At 68.1% G+C, this 15490-nt stretch carries 13 protein-coding genes; 8 read left to right on the forward strand and 5 right to left on the reverse strand.

Annotation, left to right across the window (positions count from 1 at the left end; translation table 11 throughout):
- Positions 1–463 precede the first annotated feature (463 nt).
- The 8 genes from IB258_RS27110 (at position 464) to IB258_RS27145 (ending at position 9272) form a co-directional block, all read left to right on the forward strand.
- A complete protein-coding gene (locus tag IB258_RS27110) occupies positions 464–2815 on the forward strand; it encodes a bifunctional salicylyl-CoA 5-hydroxylase/oxidoreductase (RefSeq protein WP_054458914.1) in 2352 nt (783 codons plus the stop codon).
- Positions 2812–3603, forward strand: a complete 792-nt coding sequence (locus tag IB258_RS27115) for an SDR family NAD(P)-dependent oxidoreductase (RefSeq protein WP_054458915.1) — start codon at positions 2812–2814, stop codon at positions 3601–3603. Before IB258_RS27110 ends, IB258_RS27115 begins: the two co-directional genes overlap by 4 nt.
- Positions 3604–3644: 41 nt before the next feature.
- Positions 3645–4502, forward strand: a complete 858-nt coding sequence (locus IB258_RS27120; protein WP_042796271.1) for an enoyl-CoA hydratase family protein — start codon at positions 3645–3647, stop codon at positions 4500–4502.
- Positions 4503–4504: 2 nt separating this feature from the next.
- Positions 4505–5674 (forward strand): acyl-CoA dehydrogenase family protein, encoded by a 1170-nt coding sequence (locus IB258_RS27125; RefSeq protein WP_054458917.1) that lies wholly within the window; start codon positions 4505–4507, stop codon positions 5672–5674.
- A 62-nt stretch (positions 5675–5736) separates the two neighbouring features.
- Positions 5737–7377 (forward strand): AMP-binding protein, encoded by a 1641-nt coding sequence (locus tag IB258_RS27130; protein WP_054458919.1) that lies wholly within the window; start codon positions 5737–5739, stop codon positions 7375–7377.
- A gap of 20 nt (positions 7378–7397) precedes the next feature.
- Positions 7398–7823, forward strand: coding sequence for a thioesterase family protein (locus IB258_RS27135; protein WP_013391343.1), 426 nt, complete (start codon positions 7398–7400; stop codon positions 7821–7823).
- A gap of 42 nt (positions 7824–7865) precedes the next feature.
- Complete coding sequence (locus tag IB258_RS27140) at positions 7866–8273, forward strand: RidA family protein (RefSeq protein WP_042796274.1); 408 nt, start codon at positions 7866–7868, stop codon at positions 8271–8273.
- Positions 8274–8390: 117 nt separating this feature from the next.
- Positions 8391–9272: a LysR family transcriptional regulator gene (locus IB258_RS27145; RefSeq protein ID WP_175160912.1), complete on the forward strand. Its 882-nt coding sequence runs from the start codon at positions 8391–8393 to the stop codon at positions 9270–9272.
- A gap of 25 nt (positions 9273–9297) precedes the next feature.
- Here the strand turns inward: IB258_RS27145 and lpdA are convergent, their stop codons facing one another.
- From lpdA to IB258_RS27170, 5 genes are read right to left on the reverse strand one after another with little or no spacing between them, the layout of a single operon-like run.
- On the reverse strand, positions 9298–10695 hold the full coding sequence (gene lpdA, locus IB258_RS27150) for a dihydrolipoyl dehydrogenase (protein ID WP_192353454.1): 1398 nt from the start codon (positions 10693–10695) through the stop codon (positions 9298–9300).
- Between the two features lie 8 nt (positions 10696–10703).
- The gene (locus tag IB258_RS27155; protein WP_192353455.1) at positions 10704–11954 is read right to left on the reverse strand and encodes a pyruvate dehydrogenase complex dihydrolipoamide acetyltransferase; all 1251 of its coding nucleotides are present in this window, start codon (positions 11952–11954) and stop codon (positions 10704–10706) included.
- Between the two features lie 10 nt (positions 11955–11964).
- Positions 11965–12456, reverse strand: a complete 492-nt coding sequence (locus tag IB258_RS27160) for a VOC family protein (RefSeq protein ID WP_054458926.1) — start codon at positions 12454–12456, stop codon at positions 11965–11967.
- Positions 12453–14636, reverse strand: a complete 2184-nt coding sequence (locus IB258_RS27165) for a thiamine pyrophosphate-dependent enzyme (RefSeq protein ID WP_192353456.1) — start codon at positions 14634–14636, stop codon at positions 12453–12455. Before IB258_RS27165 ends, IB258_RS27160 begins: the two co-directional genes overlap by 4 nt.
- A 38-nt stretch (positions 14637–14674) precedes the next feature.
- Entirely contained in the window at positions 14675–15463 is a 789-nt protein-coding gene (locus IB258_RS27170; RefSeq protein WP_054458930.1) for an SDR family NAD(P)-dependent oxidoreductase, read from the reverse strand.
- Positions 15464–15490 lie beyond the last annotated feature (27 nt).

Below are 15490 nucleotides of genomic sequence, written 5' to 3' on the forward strand. Positions count from 1 at the left end.
CGATTGCGGTCCGGAGCCTTCGCTCCGGACTGCCCCTTCGTCATCTTCGTCCAGGCCTTCGGCCTTCCCTTCAGATTCCCTCGGGCGCATCGAGGTTGCTCGCCTCCCACGCGCCGGCGCCGACGGGCTGCTTGAGTCTTGGTTTGTGGCGCTGCTGCGTCCGTGGTCGGGGGCGGGGCTTGTGTTGCCCGTCATTGTCGGCCGCGCAGGCGGCCAACAATGACATACGTGATTGCTTTCATTGCTATTGTGTTCGCTGGCGCGAATGCGGTGGGGCGGGGTGGTGGTGGTGGGGCGGCAAGCGCGTCCCTATTTAGGTCCAAAGTATCTAGATACTTTCCCCATTTGCGCCTCGGGACCTTCAGGTATATATTTCAAGCCTAAACTATCCAGGTTTAAATATCTGCGGCCGCCAGCTCCAGGAATTCAGAGCGGATGTCGCTTACCACGGAGCGCTACGGCAATGAAAATAGTCTGCATCGGCGGGGGCCCCGCCGGCCTGTATTTCGGTCTGCTCATGAAGCTGCAAGACCCCGCCAACGAAGTCACCGTGATCGAGCGCAACCGCCCTTACGACACCTTCGGCTGGGGGGTGGTGTTCTCCGACGCCACCATGCAGAACCTGCGTGAAGCCGACCCCGTTTCCGCCCAGACCATCGGCGACGCCTTCAACCACTGGGACGACATCGACATCAACTTCAAGGGCCGCAGCATCCGCAGCGGCGGCCACGGCTTCATCGGCATCGGCCGCAAGAAGCTGCTGAACATCCTGCAGGCGCGCTGCGAGGACGTGGGCGTGAAGCTGGTGTTCGAACAGTTCATCCAGGACGACCAGGCCATCGCCCGCGAATACGACGCCGACCTGGTCATCGCCTCGGACGGCATCAACAGCCAGGTCCGTACCCGCTACGCCGACACTTTCCATCCGGACATCGACCAGCGCCGCTGCCGCTTCGTGTGGCTGGGCACCAAGAAGGTGTTCGATGCCTTCACTTTCGCCTTCGTCCAGACCGAGCACGGCTGGTTCCAGGCGCACGCCTACCGCTACGAAGACGGCATGTCCACGTTCATTGTGGAGACGCCCGAGGAAACCTGGCAGGCCGCCGGCATCGAGCAGATGAGCCAGGAAGAGGGCATCGCCTACTGCGAAAAGCTGTTCGCGCCCTGGCTGGATGGCAATCCGCTGATCAGCAACGCTACGCACCTGCGCGGCTCGGCCATCTGGATCCGCTTCCCGCGCGTCATCTGCAATACCTGGGTGCACTGGAACAAGCTTGACACCGCCCGCGGCGAGCGCCGCGTGCCGGTGGTGCTGATGGGCGACGCCGCCCACACCGCGCACTTCTCGATCGGCTCCGGCACCAAGCTGGCCCTGGAAGACGCGATCGAGCTGGCGCGCTGCCTGAGCGGCGCGGAAGGCAGCGTGGAAGCCGGCCTGAAGCACTACGAGGAAGTGCGCAGCGTCGAAGTGCTGAAGATCCAGAACGCCGCCCGCAACTCGACCGAATGGTTCGAGAACGTCGAGCGCTATGCCGACCTGGAGCCTGAGCAGTTCGCCTATTCGCTCCTGACCCGCTCGCAGCGGATTTCGCATGAAAACCTGCGCCTGCGCGATCCGGCCTGGCTGGAAGGCTTCGAGCGCTGGATCGCGGAACGCGCCGGCGCTGCCGCCGCGCCGGGCCAGCGGCCTGCGATCCCGATGCTGACGCCCTATCAGGCGCGCGGCGTGCGGCTGAAGAACCGCATCCTGGTGTCGCCGATGGCCATGTATTCGTGCACCGATGGCGTGCCGGGCGATTTCCACCTGGTGCACCTGGGCGCGCGCGCCATGGGCGGCGCGGGCCTCGTCATGGTCGAGATGACCTGCGTGTCGCCGGACGGCCGCATCACCCCGGGCTGCCCGGGCCTCTGGAACGACGAGCAGCGCGACGCGTTCGCCCGTATCGTCGGCTTCGTGCATGGCAATAGCGATGCCCGCATCGGCCTGCAGCTGGGCCACGCCGGCCGCAAGGGTTCCACGCAGCTGGGCTGGCAGAAGATCGATCATCCGCTGGCCGAAGGCAACTGGCCGCTCTTGTCGGCGTCGGCCCTGCCTTACATCGAAGGCGTGTCGCAGACGCCGCGCGCCATGACGCGCGCCGACATGGACGATGTGCGCGACAACTTCGTGGCCGCCGCCCGCCGCGCCGAGCAGGCTGGCTTCGATTGGCTGGAGCTGCACTGCGCGCACGGCTACCTGCTGTCCAGCTTCATCTCGCCGCTCACGAACCACCGCAGCGACGAATACGGCGGCAGCCTGGAGAACCGCCTGCGCTTCCCGCTGGAGGTGTTCCATGCCGTGCGCGCGGTATGGCCCGAGAACAAGCCCATGTCGGTGCGGATCTCCGCCAGCGACTGGGTGGAAGGCGGCATCACGGCCGATGACGCGGTGGAGATCGCGCGCCACTTCAAGGCAGCCGGCGCCGACATGATCGACTGCTCGTCCGGCCAGGTCAGCAAGGAAGAAAAGCCGGTCTACGGCCGCATGTTCCAGACCCCGTTCGCGGACCGCGTGCGCAACGAGGCCGGCATTCCGACGATCGCGGTGGGCGCCATCTTCGAGGCCGACCACGCCAACGGCATCATCGCCTCGGGTCGCGCCGACCTTTGCGCGCTGGCGCGTCCCCATTTGGCTGACGCCTCCTGGACGCTACGCGAAGCGGCGCGAGTGGGCTACCGTGATGTTTCATGGCCGAGCCAGTACTTCGCAGGCAAGCGCCAACTGGAAACCAACTTCGAACGCGCCGCGGCGATGGCGCAACTGGATATCAAATGAACGCAACTCCGCTCCCGCTGGCCGGACGCCACGCCCTGGTGACGGGCGGCGCCCGCGGCATCGGGCTGGCCTGCGCCCGGGCGCTCTTGCAGCGCGGCGCGCGCGTCACGCTGCTGGGCCGCGATGGTGCGGCCCTGGACGCCGCGGCCGACAGCCTGGCCAGCCTGGGTCAGGTGCAGGCCGTCAGCGCCGACATCGCCAACGAAGCCTCGGTGCGGGCGGCCTTCGCCCAGGCCGAGGCCGAGTTCGGCCCCGTGCTGGTGCTGGTGAACAACGCCGGCCAGGCCGTCAGCCAGCGATTTGACCGTACGGACGCGGCGCTGTGGCAGTCCATGCTGGACGTCAACCTGACCGGGACCTTCCACTGCATCCAGGCCGCGTTGCCCGGCATGCTGCAGGAAAAATGGGGCCGGGTAATCAACGTGGCCAGCACGGCCGGCCTGATCGGCTACGGCTATGTCAGCGCCTATTGCGCGGCCAAGCACGGCGTGATCGGCCTGACCCGCTCGCTGGCGCTGGAAACCGCGCAAAAGGGCGTCACGGTCAACGCCGTGTGCCCCGGCTACACCGAAACCGACATCGTGCGCGGCGCGGTGTCGAACATCGTCGAGAAGACCGGCATGACGCCGGACGCCGCGCGCGCCAAGCTGGCCGAGCGCAACCCCCAGGGCCGCCTGGTGCAGCCCGAGGAAGTGGCCGAGACGGTCGCCTGGCTGGCCCTGCCGGCCTCGGCCTCGGTCAATGGCCAGGCCATCGCCGTCGACGGCGGCGAAGTGATGACCGGCTGAAGCCGGCGCCCCATCCACCCCAATTCACGAACGGAGACACCATGAGCACCCAGCCCGAAGAGCACACCATGAAACACCACAAGCGTCCGTTTGCCGGCTACCAGGCCAAGACGTTCCTGTGGCAGGTGTCGGCCGACGGCAAGATCGGCACGGTGACGCTGAATCGCCCCGAGCGCAAGAACCCGCTGACGTTCGACTCCTACGCCGAGCTGCGCGATCTGTTCCGCGCGCTGGTGTACGCCACCGACATCAAGGTCGTGGTGGTGACGGGCGCGGGCGGCAACTTTTGCTCGGGCGGCGACGTGCACGAGATCATCGGTCCGCTGACCAAGATGAGCATGCCCGAGCTGCTGGACTTCACCCGCATGACGGGCGATCTGGTCAAGGCCATGCGCGCTTGCCCGCAGCCCATCGTGGCGGCGGTCGACGGCATCTGCGCCGGCGCGGGAGCGATGGTGGCCCTGGCCTCGGACATGCGCCTGGGCACGCCCGCCGCGCGCACCGCCTTCCTGTTCACGCGCGTCGGCCTGGCCGGCGCCGACATGGGCGCCTGCACCTTGTTGCCGCGCATGATCGGCCAGGGCCGCGCGTCCGAACTGCTCTACACGGGCCGCGCCATGACGGCGGAAGAAGGCGCCAGCTGGGGCTTTTTCAATGCCCTGCATGAACCCGGCGCGCTGGCCGATGCCGCGCAGACGCTGGCCGCGCAGCTGGCCGCGGGCCCGACCTTCGCCCACGGCGTGACCAAGAAGCTGCTGCACCAGGAATGGAACATGGGCGTGGACGAGGCCATCGAGGCCGAAGCCGAGGCCCAGGCCATCTGCATGCAGACGCGCGACTTCCGCCGCGCCTACGAGGCCTTCGTGGCCAAGCAAAAACCGGTGTTTCAAGGGGACTGAGCATGCGCGACGCAAGCTGGCTGGATTGGCCTTTTTTCGACGATGCGCACCGCAAGCTGGCGCACGAGGTCGACGCCTGGTGCGAAGCGTCCCTGGGGGACGTGGATCACCATGACGCCGACGGCGCCTGCAAGAAGCTGGTGCGCGCCATGGGCGAGGCCGGCTGGCTGCGCTACGCGGTCGCGGGCGGCCCTGGCGGCGCCTGGGGCGGCGCGCTGCCGGAAGTGGATTCCCGCGCCGTGTGCATTCTGCGCGAAACCCTGGCGCGCCACGAAGGGCTGGCCGATTTCGCCTTCGCCATGCAGGGGCTGGGCAGCGGCGCGATTTCGCTGATGGGCTCGGACGAACTGCGCCAACGCTATCTGCCGCGCGTGGCCCGCGGCGAGGCCATCGCGGCCTTCGCGCTGTCGGAACCCGACGCCGGCTCCGACGTGGCCGCGCTGGCCTGCGAAGCCAGGCTGGAAGGCGACCACTACGTGCTGAATGGCGCCAAGACCTGGATTTCCAACGGCGGCATCGCGGATTTCTATTGCGTGTTCGCGCGCACCGGCGAAGCCCCCGGCGCGCGCGGCATCAGCGCCTTCGTGGTGGATGCCGACACGCCGGGCTTCGAGGTCAGCGAACGCATCGACCTGATCGCGCCGCACCCGCTGGCGACCATCACGTTCGACAACTGCCGCATTCCAGCATCGCACCGGCTGGGCGACGCGGGCCAGGGCTTCAAGCTGGCCATGATGACGCTGGACATCTTCCGCGCCTCGGTGGCGGCTGCCGCGCTGGGTTTTGCGCGCCGCGCGCTGGACGAAGGGCTGGCGCGTTCCAAGTCGCGCCGCATGTTCGGCCAGACGCTGTCGGACCTGCAACTGACGCAGGCCGCGCTGGGCGACATGGCGACCGCCATCGACGCGTCTGCGCTCCTGACCTACCGCGCGGCCTGGATGCGCGACGTGCTGAAGCAGCGCACCACGCGCGAAGCGGCCATGGCCAAGATGACGGCCACGGAATCGGCGCAGACCGTGATCGACCGCGCACTGCAGATGTTCGGCGGCGCGGGCGTGGTGTCGGGGATGCCGGTGGAGAAGCTTTACAGGGAAATAAGAGCGCTGCGGATCTACGAAGGCGCGACAGAAGTGCAGAAGTTGATCATTGCCCGTGAACTGCTGAAGGCGTAAGGCAGCCATCGAGCTCCGTCGTCCCGGCACAGCAACTACACCGCAATAGCAAGGGGAATTCCATGGAAGCATCCGCCCACATCGACACTTTCGCCCGGGACAATCTGCCCCCGGGCGAACAATGGCCAGAGTTCCTGCTCGACGGCCCCGACGTGGCCTATCCGAAACGCTTCAATTGCGCGGTCGAACTGGTGGACGCCATGGTCGAGCGCGGCCATGGCGAGCGCGTCGCGCTGCGCTGGAGCCAGGACGGCAAGCAGGCCACGATGACTTACCGCGAGCTGGCCGCGCTGACCAATCGCATCGCCCGGGTGCTGGCCGAAGACATGGGGCTGGTGCCGGGCAACCGCCTGCTGCTGCGCGGGCCGAACAATCCCATGATGGCCGCCTCGTGGCTGGCAGCGATCAAGGCCGGTCTGGTGACGGTGCCGACGATGCCGCTGTTGCGCGCCAAGGAACTCAAGCAGATCATCGACAAGGCGCAGATCCAGGCCGTGTTGTGCGATGCCCGCCTGAAGGACGAGGCGGAGTTCTGCACCCAGCCCAGCCATGAGCATCATTGCCCCGGCCTGACGAAGGTCATGTACTTCAACGACAAGGCGCCCGATGCGCTGGATGCGTTGGCGGCGGCCAAGCCGGACGATTTCAAGGCCTGCGATACGGCGGCGGACGACGTGTGCCTGATCGCCTTCACCAGCGGCACCACGGGCGCGCCCAAGGGCTGCATGCACTTCCACCGCGATGTGCTGGCGATGTGCGACCTGTTCCCCAAGCACGTCATCAAGCCGGGTCCGGATGACATCTTCTGCGGCACGCCGCCGCTGGCCTTCACCTTCGGCCTGGGCGGCCTGTTGTGCTTCCCGCTGCGCGTGGGCGCGAGCACGGTGCTGGCCGAGAAGCTGTCGCCGGAAAGCCTGCTGCAGCTGATCCAGGATTTCCGCGCCACCATCGTGTTCACGGCGCCCACGTTCTACCGCCAGATGGCGGCGCTGGTGGGCAAGTTCGACCTGTCGTCGCTGAAGAAGAGCGTGTCGGCGGGCGAGGCGCTGCCGGACGCGACGCGCCAGCTCTGGAAAAAGGCCAGCGGCATCGAGATGATCGACGGTATCGGCGGCACGGAAATGATCCACGTGTTCGTGTCGAGCCCGCCGGAGTCGGTCAAGGCCGGCGCCATCGGTCGGGTGGTGCCGGGCTATGTGGCGCAGATCGTCGATGACGACATGAATCCCGTGCCCAACGGCACGGTGGGCCGGCTGGCGATCAAGGGGCCGACCGGCTGCCGCTATCTGGCGGACGAACGCCAGCGGCGCTTCGTGCAGAACGGCTGGAACCTGCCGGGCGATACGTTCCTGCAGGATGACGACGGCTACTTCTTCTATCAGGCGCGCAACGACGACATGATTGTTTCGGCGGGCTACAACATTGCCGGCCCCGAGGTCGAGGACGCGTTGCTGCGCCACGAAGCCGTGGCGGAGTGCGGCGTGGTGGGCGCGGCGGACGACGAGCGCGGCCAGGTGGTCAAGGCTTTCGTGGTGCTCAAGCCGGGCTATGAGGCCGGCAGCGAGCTGGTCGCGGCGCTGCAGCAGTTCGTGAAGGCCAATATCGCGCCTTACAAGTATCCCCGTGCCATCGAGTTTGTCGATGCGCTGCCGCGCACCGAAACCGGCAAGCTGCAGCGCTTTGCGCTGCGCAAGATGGCCTGAACCGGCAACAAGGAAATTCCATGGCAGCCCCTTTCATCAGCCAGGTCGAAGTCCGCTTCCGTCATTGCGATCCGGCGGGCATTGTTTTCTACCCTCGCTATTTCGAGATGATCAACGACTTTGTCGAGGAGTGGTTCGACAAGGGCATGGGGTTGCCGTTTCATGCGCTGCACGTGGAGCGGCACATCGGCACGCCGATGGCGTCGGTGCAGTGCGATTTCAGCGCGCCCAGCCGCTGGCACGAGCGTTTGCGCCAGGTGCTGGAAGTACAGCGCATCGGCGGCGCGTCGTTCAAGGCGCTGGTGCGTTTCGAGGGGCCGGATGGCCAGTTGCGCTTGTCGGCGACGCTGACGATCGTGACGGTGGATTTGCGGACGATGAAGTCCATGCCGCTGCCTGCGGATCTGCGGGAACGCATGCAGGCTTATCTGGTTCCCGCGGCGTAAGCGGCGGGGATCGTTTGCTTTTCTTAAATATAGGATGACGTTATGAAGATTCTGCAACCGCCGGATTGGATGGCGCCCCGGGGCTATTCGAATGGCGTGCTCACCGAGATGCAGGTGGGCAGCAAGCTCGTATTTGTGGGCGGACAGGTGGGGTGGAATGGCCAGCAGCAGTTCGAGACCGACGATCTGGCGGAGCAGGTGCGCCAGACGCTGGCGAACATTGTTGCGATTCTGGCCGAAGGCGGCGCCAAGCCTGAGCATATCGTCCGGATGACGTGGTACGTGACGGACAAGAACGAGTACGTGGCGGCGTATCCGGCCATCGGCAAGCACTACCGCGAGTACATCGGCCGGCATTTCCCGGCGATGACGGCCGTGGAGGTCGCGGACCTGGTCGAGGACCGCGCCAAGGTGGAGATTGAGGTTACTGCCGTGGTGCCGGCGCAGTAACCGCCGGTTGCTCCTGAGCGCCGAGGGCCGGCTGTCGTCCGGCCTTCGGCGTTTTTTTGCAGGCTCTGCGTGCTGTGGGCTCTATACAATCGACCCATAAACCAAGGAGCCAGCCTCATGTCCCTGAACTCTGACGCGGTACGCCTGTTCCTGGGTGTGGTGGATGCCGGCTCCCTCAGCGCCGCCGCCGAGCTGCTGGGCCACACGGCGTCGGGCGTCAGCCGCGGCCTGTCGCGGCTCGAGGAAGACCTCGGTGTCATCCTGATCAACCGCACCACCCGGCGCATGGAGCTGACCGAGGAGGGCAAGCACTTCCTGCCCAAGGCCCGGCACATCGTCGCGTCGCTGGACGAAGCCGAGGACTGCATGCGCATGGTGCATCAGCGCCCGGCCGGCCGCTTGCGGGTGGACGCGTCGGTGCCCGTCATGCTGCATTGCGTGGTGCCGCTGGTGGCGGAGTTCCGGCGGGAATACCCGGCGATCGCGCTCGAACTCACCAGCAACGACCGCATCGTGGATCTCATGGAGCATCGCACCGACGTGGCGCTGCGCATGGGACCGCTGACGGATTCCACCCTGCATGCGCGCACGCTGCGGCCGTCGCCCCGCTGGGTGATGGCCAGCCCGGATTACGTGGCCCGGCGCGGCGCGCCGCAGACGGTGGAGGACCTGGCGACGCATGAAGTGCTGGGTTTCACCCAGCCTGAAAGCCTGAACGTCTGGCCCTTGCGCCACGCTGGCGGGTCCAGCTATCTGGCGGTGCCGACGCTGGCGACGTCCAGCGGCGAGACGCAGCGGCAACTGGCGGTGCGCGGCGTGGGCATCGCCTGCCTGTCCGATTTCGTGGTGCGCGAGGACGTCAAGGCCGGCCGGCTGGTGAAGCTGATGGAAGACGTGCACACGGACTATCTACAGCCCATGCACGCGGTGTATCACCGCAACACGCAGCTCTCGCGGCGCATCGCCTGTTTCCTGGATTTCTTCGCGGCGCGGATCTGAACCCGCGCCGCGTTTGGCATGACGCCTAGGCGTGCAAGGCGCGGCCAAAGGCCGACAGCACCGATTCGTGCAGCGTTTCCGACAAGGTCGGGTGTGCGAACACGGTATGCATCAGGTCTTCCTCCGTGGCTTCCAGCGAGGCCGCCACGCCGTAGCCGGTAATCAGCTCGGACGCTTCCGGGTGGATGATGTGCGCACCCAGCAGCTCGCCGCTCTTGGCGTTGAACACCGTCTTTACCAGCCCCTGGTCCTCGCCCATGGCGATCGCCTTGCCGTTGCCGGCGAAGGTGAACTTGCCCACGCGGATGTCGCCGCCGGTCTTGGCGGCGTGTTCGCGGGCGCGGGCTTCGCTCATGCCGATGCTGGCGACCTGCGGATACGAGTAGGTGCAGGCCGGGATGCGCAGCGGATCGATGGGATGCGCGGGCTTGCCGGCGATGGCCTCCACGCACAGCACGGCTTCATGGCTGGCCTTGTGGGCGAGCCACGGCGCGCCGGCCACGTCGCCGATGGCATAGACGCCGGGCTCGGCCGTGCGGCACAGGCCGTCGGTGACGATATGGGTCCTCTCCACCTTGACGCGGGTCTGCTCCAGGCCCAGGTTCTCGACGTTGCCGACGATGCCGGCGGCGACGATGACACGGTCCACTTCCAGCTCGCTGCGCTTGCCTTGCCGGTCCAGCGTCACCTTCACGCCGGTCGCGGTCAGCGACGATGAGGTCACGGCGCATTGCGTCAGCACGTGGATGCCCTGCTTCTCGAAAGCCTTGCGGGCCAGCGCCGAGATCTCGGCGTCTTCCTGCGGCAGGATTTCCGCGGTCATGTCGATCAGCGTGACCTCCGCGCCCACGGCGCGGTAGAAGCTGGCGAACTCCGCGCCGATGGCGCCTGCGCCCACCACCAGCAGCGACTTCGGAATCTCGGCCGGGACCAGCGCCTGGCGGTAGGCCCAGACGCGTTCGCCCAGGGGCAGCGCCGGCAACTCCCGGGCGCGCGCGCCCGTGGCCAGGATGATGTGCTTGGCCGACAGCATGCTGCCGTTGTCCAGCGCCAGGCGGCCGCCGCCCGCCAGCTTGGCGCTGGCGGCGAACACGGTCACGCCGTTCTTCTTCATCAGGTGCGCCACGCCCTGGCCCAGGCGGCCCGCCACCTTGCGTGAACGCGCCACCATGGCGGCCAGGTCCGGACGCGCTTCGCCCGCGCCCGCCACGCCATAGTGCGCCGCCTCGCGGCAGGCGCGCAGCACGGTGGCGCTGTGCAGCAGCGCCTTGGTGGGGATGCAGCCCCAGTTCAGGCAGATGCCGCCGAGTTCGGCGCGCTCCACCAGCGCGACCGACATGCCCAGCTGGGCGGCGCGGATGGCGGCGACATAGCCGCCGGGGCCGCCGCCCACCACGACGAGATCAAACGTAGTCTTGGTCATGGCGGGACTCACAGCAGGATGCGCACGGGGTTTTCGATCAGCGTGCGGAAGGCGGCCAGCCAGCGCGCGCCCACCGCGCCGTCCACCACGCGGTGGTCCGCGGACAGGGTCACGGTCATGACGGTGGCGGCGGCCAATTGGCCGTCGCTGTCCACCACCGGACGCTTCTCGGCCGCGCCCACCGCCAGGATGGCGGCCTGCGGCGGATTGATGATGGCGGCGAACTGGCTGATGCCGTACATGCCCAGGTTGCTGACGGTCAGCGAGCCGCCGGTGAATTCCTCGGGCTTGAGCCGGTTGATCTTGGCGCGGCCGGCCAGCTCGACGATTTCGCCGGCAATGGCGGACAAGGATTTCACGTCGGCATCGCGCACGATGGGCGTGACCAGGCCGCCGTCGGTGGCCACTGCCACCGAGATATCGGCGCCGGCAAGGTATTCGACCGCGTCCTCGTGCCAGCTGGCATTGACCTCCGGCACTTCGCGCAGGGCCAGCGCAGCGGCGCGCACGATGAAGTCATTGACCGACAGCTTCACCGCGCCGCCCTGGTTGGCCTGGGCGCGCAGCGCCAACAGCGCGTCCATCCGGCAGTCCACCGTCAGGTAGAAGTGCGGCACGTTCTGCTTGCTTTCGGTGAGACGGCGGGCGATGGCGCGGCGCATGCCGGTATGCGGCACGCGGCGTGCGGCCGGGCGGCCGGCCAGCGGCACGGCTGCCGCGGCCGGGGTGCGGTCTCGCGCCGCTTCCACGTCGCGGCGCACGATGCGGCCGTGCGGGCCGGTGCCGGTCACGCCCAGCAGATCCACATGCCATTGCGCGGCCAGGCGGCGCGCCAGCGGACTGGCGAACAAGCGGCTGCCGGGGATCGGGGCGTTGCTGGCGGCAGCGGCTGCCTGCGGCGCGGCCGCAGTGGCAGGGGCGGCGGCCGCAGGCGCGGGTTCGGCGGTTGGCGCGGCCGCGGGCTGCGCGGCCGCGCCGGCCTCTGCCAGCGCGCGGTCGATGGCCGAAGCGTCCTCGCCCTGCGCCAGCAGCACGCCGATCACGGTGTTCACCGGCACGGAGGCGGCGCCGGCCTGGACCACGATACGGCCCAGCACGCCGGCCTGCTCGGCATTGATCTCGACAATGGCCTTCTCGGTTTCGATTTCGGCCAGTGCGTCGCCCACGGCGACGGTGTCGCCTTCTTTCTTGAGCCACTGGTGCAGCGTGCCGCCCGAGGTGTCGGCCGCAACGGAGGGGAGCTTGATAAGGTGTGCCACGATGTTCGTCCTATTCAGCGGCGCCGGCCAGGTCTGGCCGATAGGTGGCGGGATCGTCGTATTCGACCAGTTCCAGCACATTGCCTTCCGGGTCGCGGAAGAACGCCAGCCAGGTGCCGGGGCGCACTTCCATCGGCGCGGGCTTGCTGTCGAAAACCACGCCCCGGGCTTCCAGTTCGCGCACCACGCCGGACAGGTCGCGCACGATGAAGGTCAGGTAGGTTGCGCCCTGGCGGTCCAGGATGGCCGAGCCGCGCGCGGCGGCCTCGGGCGCGGCGGCGGGTTGCAGCAGCTTGATGCGTTCGCCGTAGCTGGTCTGCAGGCGCGCCACGTCGTAGCCATGGCGCGTGAGGCCGGTGGCCTGGGCCTTGTCTGCCGGCACGCTCACGCGGTTGACGAGCTTCAGGCCCAGGACCCCGGTATAGAAGGCCAGCAGCGCGTCCAGGTCGGCGCAGCAGATGCCGACTTCCATCGGCACGGTCATGTGCAGGGATGCGCTCATGCCTGTTCTCCCAGGTCGGCCAGCACGTCGGCCAGGCCGGCCATGACTTCCTCGGTGTCCGCGAAGGCGGCGCGCTCCAGCACCTTGGAGATGCTGGGCGAGGCTTCGCCGCCGGTCACGCGCTTGACTGGCTGGTCCAGCCAGTCGAAGTAGCGGCGCTGGATCTCGTCGGCCAACATGGCGCCGTAGGAGGTGCCGCGCGCGCCTTGCTCCACGATCAGCACGTTGTTGGTCTTCATGATGCTGGCGCCGATGGTGTCCCAGTCCAGGCTGGCGCGGTCCAGCGTGCGCAGGTCGATGACCTCGGCGTCCACGCCGGCGGCTTCCGCCGCCTTGAGCGCGCGGCTGACCATGGACAGATAGGTCAGGATGGTGACCTTGCCGCCCTCGCGGCGCACGCGAGCCTTGCCAAACGGGATCGCATAGTCCAGGTCGTCCGCGGGCACCTCGCCCGAGGAGGCGTACAGGTCCACGTGCTCGATCACCAGCACCGGGTCCTTGGAGGCCAGCGCGGTGTTCATCAGGCCGACGTACTCGTAAGGCGTGGACGGCGCGACCACGCGCCACCCGGGCGCGGTGGCGAAGATGCCGGCCGGATCCATCGAGTGCTGCGAGCCGTAGCCCGTGCCCATGGCGACCTTGGTGCGCAGCACGAAGGGCACGTCGATGTCGCCGCCGAACATGTGGCGGGCCTTGCCGATCTGGTTGAAGATCTGGTCGGCCGCGACCCACATGAAGTCGGGGTACATGAATTCCACGATAGGGCGGTAGCGGCCGTCCATGGCCAGGCCGCCGCCCAGGCCGGCGAAGGCGTTCTCGGAGATCGGGGTGCCCAGTACGCGGTCGGGATACTTGTCCTTCAGGCCGCGCGTGGCACCGTTGGTGCCGCCCTTCAGGCGGTGCACGTCTTCGCCCAGCACCACCACGCCGGGGTCGGTTTCCATGCGGCGGTCCAGCACGTCGGCCACCGCGTCCACGAACTTGCGCTCGGCGGACTGGCCGGCGTGGTCGGCGGCTTCCTGGTAGCGCAGGCCGGCCAGTTCCGAGCCGTCGCTGCGCAGGCCCACGTCGCGGAAATCCGGCCTGGGCCAGAGGTCGGCGCGCACGCGGCGCTTGCCGCCGTCGGCGGCTTCGGTCAGGCGGCCGGAAACGTCCTTCATGACGTCCTTGCAGCGCTGACGCAGGGCATCCACTTCGGCTTGCGTGATCAGCTTGCGGGCGATCATTTCCGTGGCGATCTTGTCCAGCGGATCGCGGCGGCGCCATTGCGCTTCCTCGTCCTTGCTGCGGTAGCCGAAGGCGCTGCCGGGGAACGGGCCGTTCTGGTGGAAGAAACGGTACACGTCCACTTCGACGATGGTGGGGCCGTTGCCCGCGCGCATGTGCGCCACGGCTTCGGACATGGCCAGGTGGACCGCCAGCGGGTCCATGCCGTCCACCTTCCACGACGGGATGTTGAAGGCCAGGCCGCGCGCCGACAGGCGCGGTTCGGCGGTGGACTCTTCGACCGTGGTGGACACCGCGTAGCGGTTGTTCTCGATGAAGAAGCACAGCGGCGTCTTCCAGGCCGCGGTCAGGTTCATGGTTTCCAGCACCGAGCCAATGTTGACCGCGCCGTCGCCGAAGTAGGTCACGGCGACGCGGTCGGTGCCGGCATGCTTGTGCGCCCAGCCCGCGCCGGCGGCCAGCGGCACGCCGCCGCCGACGATGGCGTTGGTGCCCAGCGCGCCGGCTTCGAGCCAGCGCAGGTGCATGCTGCCGCCACGGCCGCGGCAGTAACCCTGGGCCAGGCCCATGATCTCGGCCAGCGTCTTCTGCAGGACTTCATCGATGGCGGGCGTGAGCGGATCGAGCGGGTCCAGGCCCAGCGGGGCGACGTGCTGCAGCGCCTTGGCCAGGAACTGGTGGTGGCCGCGGTGCGAACCGTTGATCTGGTCGCCGGTGCCCAGCGCCAGCACGGAACCGACCGCGCCACCTTCCTGGCCCACGGACGAGTGCGCGGGGCCGTGCACCAGGCCCTCGGCGGCCAGGTCGAGCACGGCTTCTTCAAAGGCGCGGATCCAGTGCAGCTGGGTCAGCATGGTGCCCAGCAGGGCCGGGTCCGCCTGTTGCCAGTCCTTGGCGTCTACCGTCAGTTGCCGCCAGGGCGCTTGGGACTCAAGCGGTTGGTGGGTGGCCATGAGTGAATCTCCAGAGATGTGTGTATGCGTTCTTGCGATTAGAGGTAGCTGTAGCGGCTCCAGCCGCCGTCGGCCACCAGGGTGTGTCCGTTGACATAGGCGGCCTGGCGCGAGGCCAGGAACACCGCCAGGTCCGCCATTTCGGCGGGTTGCGCCAGGCGGCGCAGCGGTGTGCGCTGCTTGAGGCGTTCGGGGTCGAGCCGGCCGCGCGCGGCCAGGTCGCGCACCAGGTCCGTTTCCACGTAGCCCGGCGCCAGCGCGTTCACGCGCACGCCCATGGGGCCCCATTCCACGGCCAGGGTCTCGGTCAGCAGCACCACCGCGCCCTTGGTGGCGCAATAGGCGGCGCGGTCGGGCGCGGCCACCACGCCGTACATGGAGGCCAGGTTGATGATGCTGCCGGCGCCAGCGGGCACCATGCGGCGGCCGGCGGCCTGGGCGCACAGGAACACGCCGGTCAGATTGATGTCCACGGCGCGGCGCCACTCGTCCACGGTGACTTCCAGCGTGGGCTTGTTGGCGGAGACGCCGGCGTTGTTGACCAGCACGTCGATGCGGCTCCAGGCCTTTTCGACCTGTGCGAAAGCCTGCTCGACCGCGTCGGCGTCCGTGACCGACGCTTGCACGGCCAGCGCCTCGCCGCCCAGGGCAGTCAGGCCGGCGACGGCTTCGTCCAGCGCCGTGGCGTCCATGTCCAGCAGCGCCACGCGCGCGCCCTGGCGCACGAAGGCCTGCGCCGTCGCCAGGCCGATGCCCTTGGCGCCGCCGGTGATGACGACGCTCTGGCCGCGCAGGTCGGGATGGATGACTTCCGGAGTTTGGTCCAAGATGTTTGCCTCTTAGCGATGTATATG

Origin of the sequence: Achromobacter sp. ACM02, from assembly GCF_014851605.1 — a bacterium.
GTDB classification, from domain to species: Bacteria; Pseudomonadota; Gammaproteobacteria; order Burkholderiales; family Burkholderiaceae_B; genus Achromobacter; species Achromobacter aegrifaciens.

What these genes read in the sequence shown, in the direction of transcription:
- IB258_RS27110 (WP_054458914.1), top strand. Translation starts at nt 464, where the DNA reads ATGAAAATAGTCTGCATCGGCGGGGGCCCCGCCGGCCTGTATTTCGGT.
- IB258_RS27115 (WP_054458915.1), top strand. Translation starts at nt 2,812, where the DNA reads ATGAACGCAACTCCGCTCCCGCTGGCCGGACGCCACGCCCTGGTGACG.
- IB258_RS27120 (WP_042796271.1), top strand. Translation starts at nt 3,645, where the DNA reads ATGAGCACCCAGCCCGAAGAGCACACCATGAAACACCACAAGCGTCCG.
- IB258_RS27125 (WP_054458917.1), top strand. Translation starts at nt 4,505, where the DNA reads ATGCGCGACGCAAGCTGGCTGGATTGGCCTTTTTTCGACGATGCGCAC.
- IB258_RS27130 (WP_054458919.1), top strand. Translation starts at nt 5,737, where the DNA reads ATGGAAGCATCCGCCCACATCGACACTTTCGCCCGGGACAATCTGCCC.
- IB258_RS27135 (WP_013391343.1), top strand. Translation starts at nt 7,398, where the DNA reads ATGGCAGCCCCTTTCATCAGCCAGGTCGAAGTCCGCTTCCGTCATTGC.
- IB258_RS27140 (WP_042796274.1), top strand. Translation starts at nt 7,866, where the DNA reads ATGAAGATTCTGCAACCGCCGGATTGGATGGCGCCCCGGGGCTATTCG.
- IB258_RS27145 (WP_175160912.1), top strand. Translation starts at nt 8,391, where the DNA reads ATGTCCCTGAACTCTGACGCGGTACGCCTGTTCCTGGGTGTGGTGGAT.
- lpdA (WP_192353454.1), bottom strand. Translation starts at nt 10,695, where the DNA reads ATGACCAAGACTACGTTTGATCTCGTCGTGGTGGGCGGCGGCCCCGGC.
- IB258_RS27160 (WP_054458926.1), bottom strand. Translation starts at nt 12,456, where the DNA reads ATGAGCGCATCCCTGCACATGACCGTGCCGATGGAAGTCGGCATCTGC.
- IB258_RS27165 (WP_192353456.1), bottom strand. Translation starts at nt 14,636, where the DNA reads ATGGCCACCCACCAACCGCTTGAGTCCCAAGCGCCCTGGCGGCAACTG.